Annotated in this window: 16 protein-coding genes; 1 reads left to right on the top strand and 15 read right to left on the bottom strand. The window is 75.3% G+C overall.

Annotation, left to right across the window (positions count from 1 at the left end; genetic code table 11):
- Positions 1-90: 90 nt before the first annotated feature.
- Positions 91-1,200: an App1 family protein phosphatidate phosphatase gene (locus AB8M62_RS06950; RefSeq protein WP_373694877.1), complete on the top strand. Its 1,110-nt coding sequence runs from the start codon at positions 91-93 to the stop codon at positions 1,198-1,200.
- A 462-nt stretch (positions 1,201-1,662) separates the two neighbouring features.
- Here AB8M62_RS06950 and csrA read toward each other — a convergent pair whose 3' ends face one another.
- The 15 genes from csrA to AB8M62_RS06875 all read right to left on the bottom strand — a co-directional run bounded on the left by csrA (position 1,663) and on the right by AB8M62_RS06875 (position 16,337).
- Positions 1,663-1,899: a carbon storage regulator CsrA gene (gene csrA, locus AB8M62_RS06945; protein ID WP_369054573.1), complete on the bottom strand. Its 237-nt coding sequence runs from the start codon at positions 1,897-1,899 to the stop codon at positions 1,663-1,665.
- Positions 1,900-1,975: 76 nt separating this feature from the next.
- Entirely contained in the window at positions 1,976-2,254 is a 279-nt protein-coding gene (locus AB8M62_RS06940) for a hypothetical protein (RefSeq protein WP_369069054.1), read from the bottom strand.
- Positions 2,251-3,147, bottom strand: coding sequence for a PilZ domain-containing protein (locus AB8M62_RS06935; RefSeq protein ID WP_369069052.1), 897 nt, complete (start codon positions 3,145-3,147; stop codon positions 2,251-2,253). Before AB8M62_RS06935 ends, AB8M62_RS06940 begins: the two co-directional genes overlap by 4 nt.
- 26 nt (positions 3,148-3,173) lie before the next feature.
- Entirely contained in the window at positions 3,174-6,020 is a 2,847-nt protein-coding gene (locus AB8M62_RS06930) for a hypothetical protein (protein ID WP_369069051.1), read from the bottom strand.
- Complete coding sequence (gene flhA / locus AB8M62_RS06925) at positions 6,004-8,058, bottom strand: flagellar biosynthesis protein FlhA (protein ID WP_369069050.1); 2,055 nt, start codon at positions 8,056-8,058, stop codon at positions 6,004-6,006. The genes AB8M62_RS06930 and flhA overlap by 17 nt, the downstream gene beginning before the upstream one ends.
- Before the next feature lie 243 nt (positions 8,059-8,301).
- Positions 8,302-9,387 (bottom strand): EscU/YscU/HrcU family type III secretion system export apparatus switch protein, encoded by a 1,086-nt coding sequence (locus AB8M62_RS06920; protein WP_369054565.1) that lies wholly within the window; start codon positions 9,385-9,387, stop codon positions 8,302-8,304.
- Positions 9,388-9,394: 7 nt separating this feature from the next.
- Positions 9,395-10,180: a flagellar biosynthetic protein FliR gene (locus AB8M62_RS06915; RefSeq protein ID WP_369069049.1), complete on the bottom strand. Its 786-nt coding sequence runs from the start codon at positions 10,178-10,180 to the stop codon at positions 9,395-9,397.
- A 4-nt stretch (positions 10,181-10,184) separates the two neighbouring features.
- Positions 10,185-10,460, bottom strand: a complete 276-nt coding sequence (locus AB8M62_RS06910) for a flagellar biosynthetic protein FliQ (protein WP_369054561.1) — start codon at positions 10,458-10,460, stop codon at positions 10,185-10,187.
- Between the two features lie 161 nt (positions 10,461-10,621).
- Positions 10,622-11,467 carry a flagellar type III secretion system pore protein FliP gene (gene fliP, locus AB8M62_RS06905; RefSeq protein ID WP_369054560.1) on the bottom strand — a complete coding sequence of 282 codons (846 nt, stop codon included), beginning with the start codon at positions 11,465-11,467 and terminating at the stop codon, positions 10,622-10,624.
- Positions 11,464-12,102: a FliO/MopB family protein gene (locus tag AB8M62_RS06900; RefSeq protein WP_369069048.1), complete on the bottom strand. Its 639-nt coding sequence runs from the start codon at positions 12,100-12,102 to the stop codon at positions 11,464-11,466. Before AB8M62_RS06900 ends, fliP begins: the two co-directional genes overlap by 4 nt.
- Entirely contained in the window at positions 12,102-12,845 is a 744-nt protein-coding gene (gene fliN, locus AB8M62_RS06895; protein WP_369069046.1) for a flagellar motor switch protein FliN, read from the bottom strand. Before fliN ends, AB8M62_RS06900 begins: the two co-directional genes overlap by 1 nt.
- Positions 12,842-13,786, bottom strand: a complete 945-nt coding sequence (locus AB8M62_RS06890; protein WP_369054555.1) for a flagellar motor switch protein FliM — start codon at positions 13,784-13,786, stop codon at positions 12,842-12,844. Before AB8M62_RS06890 ends, fliN begins: the two co-directional genes overlap by 4 nt.
- Before the next feature lie 187 nt (positions 13,787-13,973).
- The gene (locus AB8M62_RS06885; protein ID WP_369069045.1) at positions 13,974-14,495 is read right to left on the bottom strand and encodes a flagellar basal body-associated FliL family protein; all 522 of its coding nucleotides are present in this window, start codon (positions 14,493-14,495) and stop codon (positions 13,974-13,976) included.
- Position 14,496: 1 nt separating this feature from the next.
- Positions 14,497-15,561 carry an OmpA/MotB family protein gene (locus AB8M62_RS06880; protein ID WP_369054551.1) on the bottom strand — a complete coding sequence of 355 codons (1,065 nt, stop codon included), beginning with the start codon at positions 15,559-15,561 and terminating at the stop codon, positions 14,497-14,499.
- Positions 15,561-16,337 (bottom strand): motility protein A, encoded by a 777-nt coding sequence (locus tag AB8M62_RS06875; protein ID WP_369054550.1) that lies wholly within the window; start codon positions 16,335-16,337, stop codon positions 15,561-15,563. Before AB8M62_RS06875 ends, AB8M62_RS06880 begins: the two co-directional genes overlap by 1 nt.
- Between the last annotated feature and the right edge of the window lies 1 nt (position 16,338).

Genomic DNA, 16,338 nt, shown 5'->3' with positions numbered 1-16,338 from the left:
CGGCCCGGTCCGGACGGGCGCCCGCCCTCCCGCCGCGACCTGGACCGGCTGCGCGAGGACGCGCTGCACGACCTGGAGCGCTTGCGCGGGCTGGACGTGGCCGCCCGTCCCGGTGAGCACGGCCTGCACCGCGCCGCGCGCGTGGAGGAGGCCGTCAAGGGCGTGGTCGGCTCCCGGCTGCGCCGGCGCGGCTACCAGACCCGTGTGATCGCCTACCCCTGCTACGGGGGCCCCGGGTGGGTGCGGGTGCTGGGCCGGGTGCTGCTGGGCCGGGAGGCGGAGCAGGCCGAGCGCGCCGCCGCCGAGCGGGCCGCGGTGCGCGGCTGGCGCAACTTCCTCACCGTCCCGGTCGGCGACCAGGAGGTGCGCGTGCGGGTGGGCGGGCACGAGCTGCACCTGCGCACCGACCGCGGCGGCTACCTCGACGAGGTGGTGCCCGTCGACCTGCCGCCCGGCGCCCACGAGCTGCACCTGAGCGTCGACGACGACGCGGCCGAGGACGGCGCGCCCGGCGACGACCCGGCCGGCACCACCGGCGCCGCCGACGGCGCCTCGGGCACCGCGACGATCACCGTGGTCGGCCCGGAGCCGACGATCGGCCTGCTCAGCGACATCGACGACACCGTGGTGGTCACCCGCCTGCCCCGCCCGCTCATCGCGGCGTGGAACAGCTTCGTGCTCTCGGAGAAGGCGCGGGTGCCGGTCAACGGGATGGCTGACCTGTACCGGCAGGTCGTCGCCGAGCACCCCGGCGCGCCCGTGCTGTACCTGTCCACGGGCGCGTGGAACGTCGCCCCGACCCTGACGCGCTTCCTGCGCCGCTCCGGCTACCCGACGGGGCCTCTGCTGCTGACCGACTGGGGGCCCACGAACACCGGCTGGTTCCGCGACGGCAGCGCCCACAAGCGCGAGACGCTCGCGCGGCTGGCGCGCGAGCTGCCGCAGGTGACGTGGCTGCTGGTGGGCGACGACGGACAGCACGACCCCGCCCTGTACGCCGAGTTCGCCGCGGCCGCGCCCGAGCGGGTGGCCGCGGTGGGCATCCGGCGCCTGACCCCGGCGGAGAAGATCCTCGCCGGCGGGGCGCCGCTGCAGCCCACCCGCGCCCCGGAGGACACCGACGTCACGTGGGTGACGGGCGACGACGGCTTCGAGCTGCTGCACCGCTGGTACCGCGCCGGGGTCCTCACCCTGGCCTGAGGCCACCGGGCCGCGACGTGCGTGAGGCCGGTCCCCCGAGGGGGGACCGGCCTCACGCGGTGGTGACGAGGGCGTCAGCTCACAGCTGCACGCGCCGGGGGTTGGCCACGGTCGTCAGCTCGCGCACGTCGCGGACGTCGACGACCTCGTGACCCTCGACCTGCGTCGTGGTGTCCATCTCGTACCTCCTGGCTCGGACCGACCCGGCCCGCCCGGGTGGGCGCGCCGGCTCCTGCTCGTCGAACCGCAGACGGCGTCGTCCTCTCGCCCGGGAGGGCGGCGGTCGTTCAGGCGCCGCGGTGGGACCGCTGCGCCCGAACGCATCCTAGGGAGGCGGTGCGCGCTCGTCCTCCCCGGGCGGGCCCGGACGGGGTCCGCGGGCGGGTGAGCTGCGTCACGCTGCGCGACGCCGGCCGGGGTCCCGTCGGGACCGGGCCGGGCGGCGGTGCGGACGCGGGGCGGTCAGCCGCCGGCGCGGCGCACGACGCCCTGCAGGGCGCTGATGGCCTCCGCGGAGGCGGAGGCGGCGGCGATGTTGGCCTCGCGCACGGCCTCGTACACCTCCTGGCGGTGCACCTGCACGTCCCGGGGAGCGTCGATGCCGACGCGCACCACGTCGCCGCGCACCTCCAGCACGCGCACGACGACCTCGTCACCGATGACGACGGACTCGCCCGCCTTGCGCGTCAGGACCAGCATGCGCTCAGCATAGGTGACGAGGCGTGTCGATCCATGCCGATCGCGTCACCACTCGGACGGCGCAGCGGGACGGGTCTCACCGGTCGTCGCGGCGGCGGGCCCCGGGCACCAGCGGGACGCCCCCGGGCTCGGCGTCACCGGCGGCCTCGGCCGCGGCCAGCTCGGCGGCCGCGGCCTCCTGAGCGCGCTCGTAGCCGGTGACGACGGCGCGCACGACCTTGCCGGCGACGGCGCTGACCAGCAGCGCCAGCGCCAGGTGCCACAGGGCGGTGTCCACGCTGCCGCGCCCGGACAGGGCCGCCACCACCGAGGGCGAGGCCAGCAGCAGCGCGGCGGCCAGCACGATCGCGGTCATCGGTCTCCTCGGCGGCGGTTGTCGATCTGGGTCCTCATGACGTGCTGGCGCAGCCGGTCGGCGGCGGGCACGGGCTCGACGAAGGCGAGCACGACGTCGTGGCGGTCGGCCACGTCGCGCGCCGGGGCGGCGCGCACCACCTCGGCCAGCTGGTCCACCGGACCGCCGGCCAGGTCGAAGAGCACGCGCACCCGGCGGCCGGGGGCCAGCCACGCCGGCTCGGCCAGCCGCAGGCACGCCCCGCCCTCGCTGAGGTCGACGAAGGCGGCCGTCAGCTCCGGCTCCACGGCCCCGGCGGGCTCGCCGGGCTCGGCGGGCCCGGCGGCCCCGGCGGGCCCGGCGGTCGGCGGGACGTCCGGCGTCGCCGCGGGCGGTTCCCCCCGCCCGTCGGCGGCGGCGCGCAGGACGCGGCGCAGCGCGGGCAGCGCCTGCAGCGGTGCGGCCTCCAGCGCCGGGCGGGCGGGTGCGCGGTGCGCGCCGGCCTCGTCCGGGAGCGGGACGGGCAGGACCCGCACGTGGCCGCTGGTGCGCACGCGCGCGTAGCGGCGCCGCTGCTCGGTGCGCACGTCGGAAGCCGGCTCCAGCTCCCAGCACGAGACGCGATGACGGACCACGCGCACGAGCACGGCGTCCACGACGCAGCGGCCGCGGTCGCTGGACCAGCTGACGGCGACCGGCAGACCGGGCACGGCCACGTGCAGGTCACCGGCGAAGGTGGGGGCGGCGACCACCAGGGCGCCGTCCACCTCGTCCTCGACGCGGGTGGGCAGCTCCAGCTCGCGGTCGCCGAGCTTCTCGGGCAGGTGCACGCGCACGTGCACCCGGCTGTTGAGGGCGGGCCACCCGGGCGGCGCGGTGCGCCGCCCGGGTGCCGCCCCCGCGGTGCGGGCCACGGGGTTCCGCCGGGTCGTGCCGGGTGTCAGCGGCCGGTGCCGAGGTCGGTCGCCGCGTCCAGCAGCAGACCGGCCCAGGCGCCGGAGGTGGCCGGGCGGCCGTCCAGGAAGCCGACGGGCACGTCGAGGGCCAGGACGTCCAGCGGGTCCGGGCTCTCGGCGGCGCGGTGCACGGCCAGGCGGCGCGCCGGGACGCCGGCGCCCTCCAGGGCCCGCAGCAGGGAGGTGACCGCGTGGGTGCGGCGGGTGGCGTCGACGCAGACGACGACGGCGGCGGCGCCGACCTCGGCGGCCAGGCGCGCGGCGCGCTCGGCGTCGGCGGCGGTCGGGCGGGCCGGCAGGGCCACGGTCAGCGGCGCCGACCAGCGGCGCGCCTGCTGCTGGCGGGCGGGCAGCTCGTCAGCGGTGACGGTGTCGTGCACCTCGGCGCGGCCCATGACCACGGGCGCCTCCGAGCCGACCTCGTCGGCGACGAGGATGCTGGCCGCGACGACCGCGTCCGCCTCACCGATGACGACGACCAGCTCACCGGCGCCGACCCGCAGCGGGCCGGGCACCTCGATGTCCCGCGCCAGGCGCAGGACGTCCGAGGAGTCCGCCGCGTCGCGGTACTGGGGACGCCGCGGCGCAGTGCGCTCACTGTAGGTAGTCATAGCCTCACGATACGTCGGTTCCATGTCACGCACCTCGTCGTCTCGCCGGGTCGAGCGCACCGGCTCGCGGTGGTCCTCGCGGTAGTCGTCGCGCACGTCGGCGCGCACGTCGGCGCGGTAGGTCTCGCGCACGTCGTCGCGGTAGCCGCCGCGCACGTCCTCGCGCGCCGGGGGCCGCACGTCGGCGCGCGCGTCACCGCGCGGGTCGCTGCGCAGGCCGGCCGGCACCTGCTCGCGCGCCACCTCGCGGCCGCGGTCGGCCACGAGGGAGGGACGCCACTCGGCGCGGGGCTCGAAGTAGCTGGCCTGGTTCTGCACGTCGGGGTCTCCTGCCGTCGGGGTGGCGCGGGTGGGGTCTTCGGTGGGGTGGCCGGAGCGCACCGGCCCGGCGTACGCCTCGCGCGGACCGCGCGGGTGCGCCTCGGCACCGGCGTGGGGGTCCTCGAACCGCTCCGGGGAGCGGTCCTCGAAACGGTCCTCGAAGCGGTCCTCGAGGCGCTCGTCCGCCGGCCCGGCGTCGGCGGCCGGGTCCCCGAACGGGTCGCCGTAGGCGTCCTCGACGGGGGCGGGGCGGCGCAGACCGGGGCGGCGCAGCCCCCGGTCGTCGGCGGCGTCGCGGCGCGCGACGGCCTCCGCCTCGGCGGCGGCGTCGTCGCTGGTGTACGGGTCAGGTCCCACGAAGTCCTCCCGGAGACGGGCGACGGGTGCCCCCGGACGGGCAGGCTCCCGCTCAGTGACCGACCGTACAACAGGGGTAACACCTCGTGCAGTGTCGTCAGCGGTGAGGTGACGCTGCACCGAGGCCATCGTGGCGGCGAAGTACCGGCCCTCGGTCGAGACCGGGCGGTGCGGGACGCCGTGGGCGCCGCGCGCGCCGGAACCGCCGCGGGCACCGGCGGCCAGCAGCGCGTCCAGGCGGCCCGCACCGTCACCGGCGTCGGCCGCGGCGAGCACGTCGCCGAGGCTGCGCGCGGGCGCCGGCTGGGGGGCCGGCTGGGGGGCCTGGACCGCGGCGCGGCGGACGCTGCGGTCGTAGGTGCCGTCGGCGGCGGCCGGGCGGGGCGCCTCCTGCGCGCGGGCGGCGCGCTCGGCGGCCTCCTGCTGACGGGCGGCGCGCTCGGCAGCCTCCTGCTGACGGGCCGCGCGCTCGGCGGCCTCGCGCTCGGCGGCCTCGCGCTCGGCGGCGTCGGGGACGACCTGCAGGGCGGGACGCTCGTGCTCGGCGCGGGCGGCGGCCAGCGCGGCGGCGAAGCCGTCGGCGGCCTGCTCGGCGGACTCGTCCGCGGGCTGGTGGGGGTGCTCGTCGCCAGGGGCGCCGGCGGGGGCCGGGAGCTGGTCCACGACCTCCTCGGCCACCTCGGCGGCCGGCTGCTCCCCCGCGGGGGCGGCGGACTGGGCCGTACGGGTGTCTGGCTGCACGACCTCTTCCTCGGCAGGTGCGGCCGATCCCTTGAGCCCCCGCCCGGGGGACGTCGCGGACGACGTCGGGGAGGACGTCGGGGAGGACGTCGGGGACGAGGGCGCAGCGGCGCGCGCCAGGTCGTCCTCGTCCACGAGACCCGCGGCGCGGGCGCCCTCCACGGCGCCGGCGGCGGTCAGCATGGCCAGCAGGCCCTGGCGGGCGGTCTCGAAGTCCTCCGCGCCCTCCCCCGCGGTCGCGGGCGCCCCGGCGGACGGGACGACGAGCCCGGGGGCCGCGGCGGCGTCGAGACCTGCGGCGGTGCCGGTGGACCCGGTGGACCCGGTCGCCTCGGCGGCCTCGGCGGCCTCGGCGGCGTCGGCGGCGTCGGCGGCGGCCAGCAGCGCGTCCAGGCCGTCGACGTCGGCCACGGCGGCCGGGTCGGCCGCGGTCGCCACGCCGGCGGGCGCGGGCTCGGCGGGCGCGGGCTCAGCGGGCTCAGCGGGCGCGGCGGGCTCAGCGGGCGCGGCGTGGCGGCCGGGCGCGGCGCCGCGGGTGCCCTCGAGGGCCCCGTGCCCGGCCGGCTCGCCGTGCTGATCGTGCTCGTCGTGCCCGTCGTGCCCGTCGTGCCCGTCGTGCTCGTGGTGCTCGCCGTCGCCGGGCATCTGGACCGTCACCTCGTAGTGCTCCTTCGTGAAGAAGCCGGCCACGCCGCCGCTGCGGACGCGTTCGGCGCGGACCACGCGGGCGGTCTCGCCGTGCAGGTCGCGGACCTGCGTCAGCAGGTCCTGGAGGTCAGAGCCCTCAAGAAGCAAGTGCATGGACACCGCTCACCGATCCAACGGTCTCGATCCGGGGGTGGTTGCTGACGTCGTCGTAGGACAGGACGTTCAGGCGGCCGACGGCGACCTTGAGCAGGCGCCGCAGCGGTGCGCGCAGCGGGGGCGCGCAGACGAGGACGGCCGAGATGCCCTGCTGCTCGGCGCGTTCCAGGCACGACTGGGAGGCGGTCACCAGGTGCTCCGCGGTGGCGGAGTCCAGGGCGAGGCTGGCCCCGTGCTCGCCGGGGCGCAGCGCCTCGGCCAGGGACTGCTCCAGCAGCGGGTCCAGGGTGATGACGTGCAGGACGCCGTCCTGCTCGTGCACCGCGGCGACGGCCGGGCCCAGGGCCGCGCGGGCGGCCTCGACGAGCCCGTCCAGGTCCGAGCCCTGCTTGCCCCTGAGGCTGAGCGCCTCGAAGATCCGGGCCAGGTCGCGGATGGGCACGCTCTCGTCGAGCAGGGCCTGCAGGACCCGCTGCACCTCCCCCAGCGTCAGGACGCTGGGGGTCAGCTCGTCGACGACGACGGGGTGGGTGCGCTTGAGGGCGTCCACCAGGGAGCGCACGTCCTCGCGGCCCAGCAGGCGCGGGGCGTGGCTGCGCACGAGCTCGCCGAGGTGGGTGATGAGGACGCTGGCGCGGTCGACGACGGTGGCGCCCATCAGCTGGGCCTGGTGGCGCAGCTCGGCGGGCACCCACTTGCCGGCCAGCCCGAAGACCGGCTCGACGGTGGCGCGGCCGGGCAGGCCGTCCAGGTTGTCGCCCAGCGCGAGGACCTGCCCGGGCGGGGCCTGCCCGCGGGCGACCTCGACCCCGGAGATGCGCACGGCGTAGGTGGACATCGGCAGGTCCAGGGAGTCGCGGGTGCGCACCGGCGGGACGACCAGGCCCAGCTCCAGGGCGATCTTGCGGCGCAGGGAGCGCACGCGCTCCAGCAGGTCGCCGCCGCCGGAGGTGTCGACGAGGTCGACCAGGTCGGGGGCCAGGACCACCTCGAGGGGGTCCACACGCATCTCGTCCAGCAGGGAGGCGGCGGCCTCGTCGGGGTTGACGGGGGCGGGCGCGGCCTCGGCCAGCGCCTGCTCGCGGGCGGCGCGCGCGTCGCGCTTGCCGATGCGGTGGGCGGCCAGGAAGCACAGCCCGCCGACGAGGAAGAAGGGCAGCTTGGGCATGGCGGGGATGACGGCCAGCACGAGGGCGGCACCGCCGGCGATCTGCAGGACGAGCTTGTTCTGGCCCAGCTGCTTGATGGCCTCGCTGCCCATGTCCCCGGAGGAGGTGGCGCGGGTGACGATGAGGCCGGTGGCCACGCTCAGCAGCAGCGCCGGCACCTGCGAGGACAGCCCGTCGCCGATGCTCAGCAGGGCGTACTGGTTGATGGACTCGCCCGGGCCCATCCCCCGCTGCAGCATCCCGATGGCGAAACCGCCGACGAGGTTGATGATCACGATGACGATGCCGGCGATGGCGTCGCCCTTGACGAACTTCGAGCCACCGTCCATGGCGCCGTAGAAGTCGGCCTCGGCGGTGACGTCGGCGCGCCGGCGGCGGGCCTCGGCCTCGTCGATGAGCCCGGCGTTCAGGTCGGCGTCGATGGCCATCTGCTTGCCGGGCATCGCGTCCAGGGTGAAGCGGGCGCCGACCTCGGCGACCCGCTCGGCGCCCTTGGTGATGACGACGAACTGGATGACCACGAGGATCATGAAGATCACCAGGCCGATGACCAGCGAGCCGGAGATCACGAAGTGGCCGAAGGCCTCGATGACCTTGCCGGCGTACCCGTCGGACAGGACCAGCCGGGTGGAGGCCACGTTCAGGCCGAGGCGGAAGAGGGTCAGGACCAGCAGCAGCGCGGGGAAGACGGAGAAGTCCAGGGGCCGCTTGACGAACATCACCACGAGCAGCGCGAGCAGCGAGCAGGTGATGTTGGCGGCGATGAGGAAGTCCAGCAGCGCCGCCGGCAGCGGCACGACGAGCAGCAGCACGATGCCGACGACTCCTGCCGGCACCGCCATCTGCGTGAGGTTGCGGAAGTTCACTGCACCGCCTGTGTCGCACGGTCACCCGTCCGGGTGCCCTCGGTCAGCGGCCCGTCCGTGGCCCTGCTGCGCCGTCCTGGCTGTCTCTTCCTCGGCACCGGCGCCCGGTGCCTTGAGCGCCCGCCGGGGTGGCGCGCGCGGGTGACGGCGCGGGAGCTGACAGCCGGCCTGCGGGGCCGGTGCGACACGCCGCGCGAGGGGCCCGGTGGGACGGCGTGTCGCCGTGCGCCCGCAGGCCGGCTGTCAGCCGGCGGGGACGGTGTGGGCGTCGCCGAGGGGGGTGACGCTGCCGCGGGCGCGCAGGTTCATCACGAAGGCGAGGACCTTGGCCACGGCCGCGAACAGCTCGGCGGGGATCTCCTGGCCGACCTTGACGCTCTTGTACATCGTGCGGGCCAGGGCGACGTCCTTGACGAGGGGGACGCCGTGCTCGCGGGCGCGCTCGCGGATCTTGGTGGCGATGAGGCCGGCGCCCTTGGCGACGACCTTGGGGGCGCCGGTGCCGGGCTCGTAGCGCAGCGCCACGGCGATGTGGGTGGGGTTGACGACCACGACGTCGGCCTTGGCGACGTCGGCCATCATGCGGTTGCGGGACATGGCCATCTGCTTGGAGCGGATGGCGCCCTTGAGCAGCGGGTCGCCCTCGGCGTTCTTGTGCTCCTGCTTGACGTCGTGCTTGCTCATCCGCAGCTTCTTCATCACCCGGCGCCGGCTCATGGCGAAGTCGGCGACGGCGATGACCAGGCCGATGACGATCGTGACGGTGAGCATGGAGCCGATGGCGGCGCCGGTGGCCGACAGCACCGAGGACAGCGGCAGCAGGCCGGTGCCGATCAGCTGCGGGGCCAGGGTGCGGGCCACCACCCACAGGGCGAGGCCGATGAGGACGGTCTTCAGCAGCGACTTGGCCCCCTCCCACAGCGCCTGCGGCCCCCAGTGCTGCTTGAGGCCGTTGACGGGGTTGAGGTTGGAGAACTTCGGCTTCAGCTTCTTCGTCGCCGGGCGCAGGGTGCCCTGCACCCCGCCGGAGGCGACGACGGCCAGCACGGTCACCAGGGCCATGGGGCCCAGGACGGCCGGCAGGCCGGAGAAGGTCTCCACGAGGGCCTTCAGGGCGCGCGCGGGCTCCGGCTGGGCGGCCACGTCGCCCAGCTGGGCGAGGGTGTCGCGGCACAGGTCGCGGGCGGCCTCGATGGTGCGCGGGACGAGCACGGCCCCGGCGGCGACGCTGAACCAGGCCGCGACGTCGCGCGACTGGGGGACGTTGCCCTCCTGGCGCGCCTCCTTGAGGCGCTTGGGAGTCGGCTTCTCGGTCTTCTCCCCGCTCACGCCCGCCTCACCCCCCGCCGCCCGCGGCGGCCAGGCGCACGAGGGTCTCGCGCAGCTGGCCGGCCAGGTCGGTGACCACCCCGGGCAGGACGGCGTAGGCGAAGCCGCCGAGGGTGAGGGTGATGAGGATCTTCAGCGGGAAGCTCATCGCGAAGACGTTCAGGGCCGGCGCGACGCGCGAGAGCAGGCCCAGGCCGACGTCGGCGACGAACAGGACCGCGATGAGCGGGGCGGCGATCTGCAGCGCCGACAGCATCAGCGTGCCGATGCCGGCGGTGAAGACGCTGGCGACGGTGGACCAGTCCATCCCCGCGTCCAGCGGCAGCACGTCGAAGGTGCGCAGCATCCCCTGCAGCACGAGCAGGTGCCCGCCGGTGAAGACGAGCAGGGCGCTGGTGGTGGCCGTGTACAGCTTGCCGAAGATCGCCGTCTGGGCCTGCATGAGCGGGTCGTAGGCGCTGGCCAGCTGGAAGCCGCCGAAGAGGTCGATGAGGTCGCCGGCGGACTGCACGGCGGCGAAGACCAGCGCGCACAGGGCGCCCAGGACACCGCCGACGAGGACCTGCTGGGCGACGGCGCCGAGGAGGGCGGCCGGCTCGGCGGCGGGCACCTGCCCGCGCAGGCCCTCGGCCATCGGCAGGGCGACCGCGAACGCCAGCATGGCCTTCACGCGCGCGTTGACGGCGCGGTTGGCGAACGGCGGGGCCAGGACGAGGAAGGAGACCACGCGCACCGAGGCCAGCAGCAGCGCCAGCAGCAGGTCGAGCGGGATCGCGCTCGGGGTGCCCGACACCGCCTCAGCCGCCGCGGACGATCTCGGGGATGCGCTCGTACAGGTCGGTGGTGAAGGCCGTGGCCTCGTGCAGCATCCACCGCCCGCACACGACGATCGCGACGCCGACGGCGATCGCCTTGGGCACGAACGCGATCGTCATCTCCTGCAGCTGGGTGACCGACTGGAACAGGGAGATGCCGAAGCCGACGGCCAGGGCGGTCAGCAGCAGCGGGGCGGACAGCTTGGCGGCGAGGACGAGAGCGGTCATCCCGATGTGGATGACGGTCACGTCGGTCATCGCAGGTGCCTTCCGTCGGGCGGGGTGCGGGCTGGGGTGCTGGGGTGCTGGGGAGTGCTTCGGCCGGACGGGTGAACGGCTTGAGCGCGGCGCCGGGCGGCCCGGGGCGTGCGGGACGCCCGTGGCGCGCGGGGCGTCGTGAGGGGGCCGTCGTGCGCGGGTCAGCCGCCGCCGTAGCTGGCGACCAGCGACTTCACGACGAGGTTCCAGCCGTCGACCATGACGAACAGCAGCAGCTTGAAGGGCAGGGCCACCGTGACGGGCGGCAGCATCATCATGCCCAGGCTCATCAGCGCGCCGGAGACGACGACGTCGATGACCAGGAACGGGATGAAGATGACGAACCCGATGATGAACGCCGAGCGCAGCTCCGACAGGGCGAAGGCCGGGATCAGCGTGGTGATCGGGGTGGCCAGGCAGTTGGCCGGGTCGTCCCGGTCCGCGGCCCGGCTGATGAGGGCGATCTCGTCGCCGCGGGTCTGCCCGCACATGAACTGCTTGAGCGGGTCCTGGGCGGCCGTGAACGCCTCGGTGATGGGCGTGCCGTTCAGGTAGGGCTGGACGGCGACCTCGTTGATGTCGCTGAAGACCGGCGCCATGACGAAGAACGTCAGGAACAGCGCCAGGCCGGCCAGGACCTGGTTGGGCGGGGTGCCCATGAGGCCCAGGGCGTTGCGGGTCAGGCCCAGCACGACGAGGATCTTGGTGAAGCTGGTGCACAGCAGCAGCAGCGAGGGCGCCACCGACAGCAGGGTCAGCGCGACCAGGATGGTGATCGACTGGCTGGGCTTGCCGTCCACGCCGGTCAGGCCGCCCACGTCGATGGTGACCTGGCCCGGCGCGGCGGGCGCCTCGGGGGCCACGGGCGCGCTGACGGCGGCCAGCTGGACGGCCGGGGCGCTCATCGGCGTGGCGCCGGCGTGCCCGGCCTGGGCCAGCCAGAACGCGGCGGCCAGCAGCAGCCCGAGCATCAGGACGCCGGCGGTGCGGCGCAGGCGGTGGGTCACCGTCGGGTCGTCCTCTCGCGCAGCACGTCGACCGCCTTCGTCCAGGTGGCCGGGGACAGCGCCGACCCGGCCAGCGCGCCGGTGGGGGCGCTGTGGCGGCCGGGGGCGGGCGCGACCGCGGTCGCGGCGGCCGGGGCGCTCGTCGTGGCGGGGGTGGTGGCGGGGGTGGGAGCGGGGGTGCTCGTGGGGGTGCTCGTGGGGGCGGTGGGACCGGCGGTCCCGCGGGTGCCGGCGCGGCGGGTGTAGCGCTCCCCCACCACGCGCGCGACCGGTTCGCCGGTGCCGGGCAGCTCGACGGTGACGGGCTGCGCGAGCGGCGGGGCGGCCGGCCCGGCGGCCGCGTCGCCGGCCGGCTCGTCGACCGCGTCGGCGGCGCCCAGCTCGGCCAGGGTGGTCTCGGCCAGCAGGGTGACCTGCTGCTCGGTGACCCCGACGACCAGGGCGCGCTCCCCCACCCGCACGACCGCGACGCCGGCCTTGTGGCCCACGCCCTGGCGGGTCAGGACGGCCACGGCCTCGGTGCCGCCCAGGCCGGCCAGCTTGGAGCGGCGCAGCCAGCGGGCGGCCAGGTACAGCAGCCCGAGGACGGCGACCAGGCTGACCGACATCCGGGCCAGCGCCGCGAGGGCCTCCATCAGGCGCCGGCCTCCGTGCCCGGGGTGACGATCTCGGTGACGCGGATGGCGTAGTCCTCGTCGACGACGACGACCTCGCCGCGGGCGATGAGCTGGCCGTTGACGAGGATGTCGGCCGGGCTGCCGGCGGCGCGGTCCAGCTCGACGACCGCGCCGGGGGTCAGGGCGAGCAGGTCGTGCACGGTCATGCTCGTGCGGCCCAGCTCGACGGTGACGTCCATCTGCACGTCGCGCAGCAGGTCCATCGTGCGGCGCGGGCCGCCGGCGACGGCGGCCGCGGCGGCGACGGGCGCGGCGGCGGCCGGCACGTCGGCGCTGAAGGTGATGCCGATGAGGGCCAGGGTCTCCCCGCCCGCGCCGATGACGGCGACGGCGCCGCCGTCCAGGGCGCCCAGCGCGGCGGCCGGGTCCTGCTCGACGCCGGCCTCCAGCACGCACGGGCCCAGGGTGGCCACGGCCGTCTCCAGCGCCGGGCGCAGCGCGTCGACCGGGTCGAGCGCGCCCTCGGGGCTGGTCAGCAGCGTCTCCAGGGTGGCCTCGCCGACCACGACGGTGACGCGGCCGGTGGCCGCGCCGGCGAAGTTCGCCGAAACCGCGGTGCCCTCGTCGCCCAGGTCGGGGGCGGAGGCCACGGGGACGACACCGGTCAGGGTCCCGGGCGAGGCCAGGGGCAGCACCGCCAGCGCCGCCTCGGCGGCCTGGGTGACGAAGGCGTGGACGTCGGCGTGGGTGGCGGTGCTCATCGGGAGCTCTCCTCGGGGGTGGGGACGATCAGGCAGGCGAGCCGCTGGCCGCGGCTGCCGGCGACGGCGGAGGCGACGTGGACGTCGGAGGCGACGACCTCGAGGGGGGTGTCGGCGGTGTGCGGCAGGCGGATCACGTCGCCGGGCACGAGGGCGAGGATCTCGTCGGGGCGCATCTGGGCGGCGGTGAAGCGCACGGAGACGTCGACGGGGATGTGCTCGAGGTGGTCGTCGAGGCGGTCGCGCATGAGGCGGCGCACCCGCAGCTCCTCGGGGCTGGCCACGCGCAGCTCGGCGGCCGACAGCGCCGCGGACAGCGGGTCCAGGGGCATGGCCAGGGTGGCGGTCCCGCTGGCCTGCTCCACCTGCAGGTGGAACGCGGCGACGATCATCACGTCGGTGGCGGCGGCGGCCTGGGCGAACTGCGGGTTCTGCTCCAGGCTCGTCAGGCGCGGCTTGAGGTCGACGACGCTGGTCAGGCTCGCGGCCAGCTCCACCAGGGTCCGCTCGAGCAGCCCCTTGGCCAGGACGGCCTCGATGTCGGTGAGGACGCGCTGCGGCTGGCCGGGCTTGCCGGCGCCGCCGAGCATGCGCTCCACGCAGCTGAGCAGCAGCGGGGTGTCCACGTGCAGGACGCCGGCGCCCACGAGCGGCTCGGGGTCCACGACGGCCATGACGGTCGGCATGGGCAGCTCGGCGGCGTACTCGTCGTAGCTGTACTGCTGGATGCCGTCCAGCTCGACCTGCACGGTGGTGCGCAGGGTGGAGGACAGCAGGGTGGCCCACTGGCGGCAGAACGCCTCGTAGGTGATCTCGAGGACGCGCGCGTGCTGGCGCGAGAGCTTCGTCGGGCGCCGGAAGTCGTACGGGACGGGGACGCCGCGCCGTCGCGAGCGACGGCCGCCGGTCCGCTCTGCGCTGGTGGAGGTCTCGGGTGCCACGCCGTACCTATCGGCACGGACGGCCGTCACCCTTTAGCGCTAGCCCGCGCGGGTGACGGCGGCCGTCGCGCACCCCCGCGCGCCGGACGACCCCTCGACGCGAACACCCGCCGTGATCATGGACGGGTGAGCGTTCAGCCATCCATGATCACGGCGGGTGGGAGGGGTGGGGCGGGTCAGGCGGAGGTCACTGCATGACGAACTGGGTGAAGTAGATGCCCATGACCGTCTTGTGCGGCTTCTCGCCCTCCTTCTCCGCCTCCTCGGTGTACGCCTCGACGATCTTGGCCTGCAGGTCGTCCTTGAACGCCTGGCGCTGCTCGGGGCTGCTCAGGTCGGCCATCTTCGCGCCGCTGAAGGTGGAGATCGCCAGGTCGAGGGCCTTGCTGCCGTCGGGGCCGCTGGAGCCCCCGTGCCCGCCGCCCTCGGTGTGCACGCCCTGCAGGGCGATGCCCAGCTTCAGGTAGCGCCCGTCGGCCAGGTTCAGGGTGATCGGGTCCAGGGCGGTGACGTCCCCGGGGACCAGGTGCTCCTCCTCCTCGACGGCGGCCGCGGAGGCCGAGTCGCCCTTGGTGAGCAGGAAGACACCCCCGCCCGTGCCGCCGGCCAGCAGCAGCGCGCCGAGAGCCGCCACGACGACGAGCTTCTTGCCGCCGAGCTTGCCGCCCTTGGTCTCGGCGCCCTCGGCGTCGTTCTTCTTGCCGGCCATGTCAGTGGCCTCCCGTCGTGGTCTCGCTGTGGCTGTCGGCGTGGGTCTCGGTGGTGGTGCCCGTGGTGGTGCTGGTGGTGGTGCTGGCGGGGACCGCCGCGGCGGCCCCGGTGGTCGTGCCGGTGGTGCTGCCGGTGGTGCTGGGGACGTCCAGCTCGGCGGGGCCGTCGGTGGGCGTGCTCTGCGCCACCTGCGGCAGCAGCGCCTTGACGGACTCCGAGGACGGCGAGGCGACGACCAGGTCGACGCGCCGGTTGCCGGCCAGGGCCCGCGGGTCGGCGTCCGGGTACAGCGGGCGCGCCGACCCGTACCCGGTGGAGGACAGGCGCTGGTCGCTGATCCCGGCGCGACTGGTGAAGTGCGTCAGGACCGAGTTGGCGCGGGCCGAGGACAGGTCCCAGTTGTCGCGGTAGCGGGCGTTGCCGCGCAGCGGCAGGGAGTTGGTGTGCCCCTGCACGGCGATCTCGTTGGGCAGCGGCGCCAGGACGGGCCCGACGACGTCGAGGACGTCCAGGCCGGTGGGCATGACGTCGGCGCTGGCGTTCTCGAAGAAGACGTTGTCGGCGACCAGCCCGATGACCAGGCCGTCGGAGGTGATCCGGTAGGTGACCTGGTCCTGGTCGCCGCCGGCCGCCAGGGCCTGGTCGATGCGCGCCTCCAGCTCCCGGTACCCGGCGACCTCGGCGATCGCCTTCTGCAGGTCCGAGACGGACTGCTGCGTGTCGGCGGCGTCCTGCGCCTGCTGCACCGCCTGGGCGATGGTCAGGGACTGCATGGGGTCACCACCGGCGAAGGGCGCGAGGTCGACGGGGTCCTCGCCGTTGTCGACCTGGTTGATGCCGTCGTTGCCGGGCAGGACGAGGTTGGAGGCGGACTCCCCGTCGTTCATGCCCGCCTTGAACTGGGCGAACTTGACGACGTCGACCTGGCTGAGCGCGAACAGGACGATGAACAGGGCCATGAGCACCGTCAGCATGTCCGCGTAGGAGACCAGCCAGCGCTCGTGGTTGACGTGCTCGTCGTGCTCCTCGTGCTTGTGCCGGCGCTTGTGGCCCGCGGCGGACATCAGGCGGCCTTCTTCGCGTCGGCGACGGCCGTCCCCGGCGGCAGGAGGCTCTCGAGCTTGCGGGCGACCGAGCGCGGGTTGGAGCCGGCCTGGATGGCGAGGATGCCCTCGACGACCAGCTCCATCTGCGCGACCTCCAGGCCGGACAGGCGCATGAGGCGGCTCTGCACGGGCAGGAAGAAGAAGTTCGCGCTGGCCACGCCCCACAGGGTCGCCACGAACGCGGCACCGATCATCGGGCCGAGCGCGGCGGCGTCGGAGAGGTTCTGCAGGACGACGGTGAGGCTGACGACGGTGCCGCAGATGCCGACGGTGGGCGCGTAGCCGCCCATGTCGCCGAAGATCTTGGCGTTCTGCTTGTCGGCGGCCTTCTTCGCCTGGATCTGCGCGGTGAGGATCTCGTACAGCTCGTCGGGGTCGGTGCCGTCGATGGCGGTCTGCAGGCCGTCGCGCAGGAAGGGGTCGTCGACCTCCTTGATGGCGTCCTCCAGGGCCAGCAGGCCCTCGCGGCGGGCGCGCTCGGCCATCTTGACCAGGACGCCGACGGTGTCGGCGGAGTTCTTCGGCTTGGACAGGAACGCCTTCTTCAGCTGCCCGACCGAGGCCAGGCCGTCCTTGAGCGTGCCGCCCATGAGGCCGACACCGAGGGTGCCGATGAACACGAGCACCAGCGGGCCGGGCAGGAGGATGTCGCCGAGGGCGCCGCCCTCGTGGTTCTGCATCCACAGCACGGAGGCCGTGGCGATGACGAGCCCTGCGATCGCTGCGATGTCCATG

The sequence above is a fragment of the Kineococcus terrestris genome, assembly GCF_041020755.1.
Taxonomy (GTDB): Bacteria; Actinomycetota; Actinomycetes; order Actinomycetales; family Kineococcaceae; genus Kineococcus; species Kineococcus terrestris.
The sequence above is the reverse complement of the archived record's forward strand: the minus strand, read 5'-3'. Positions and strand labels throughout refer to the sequence as shown.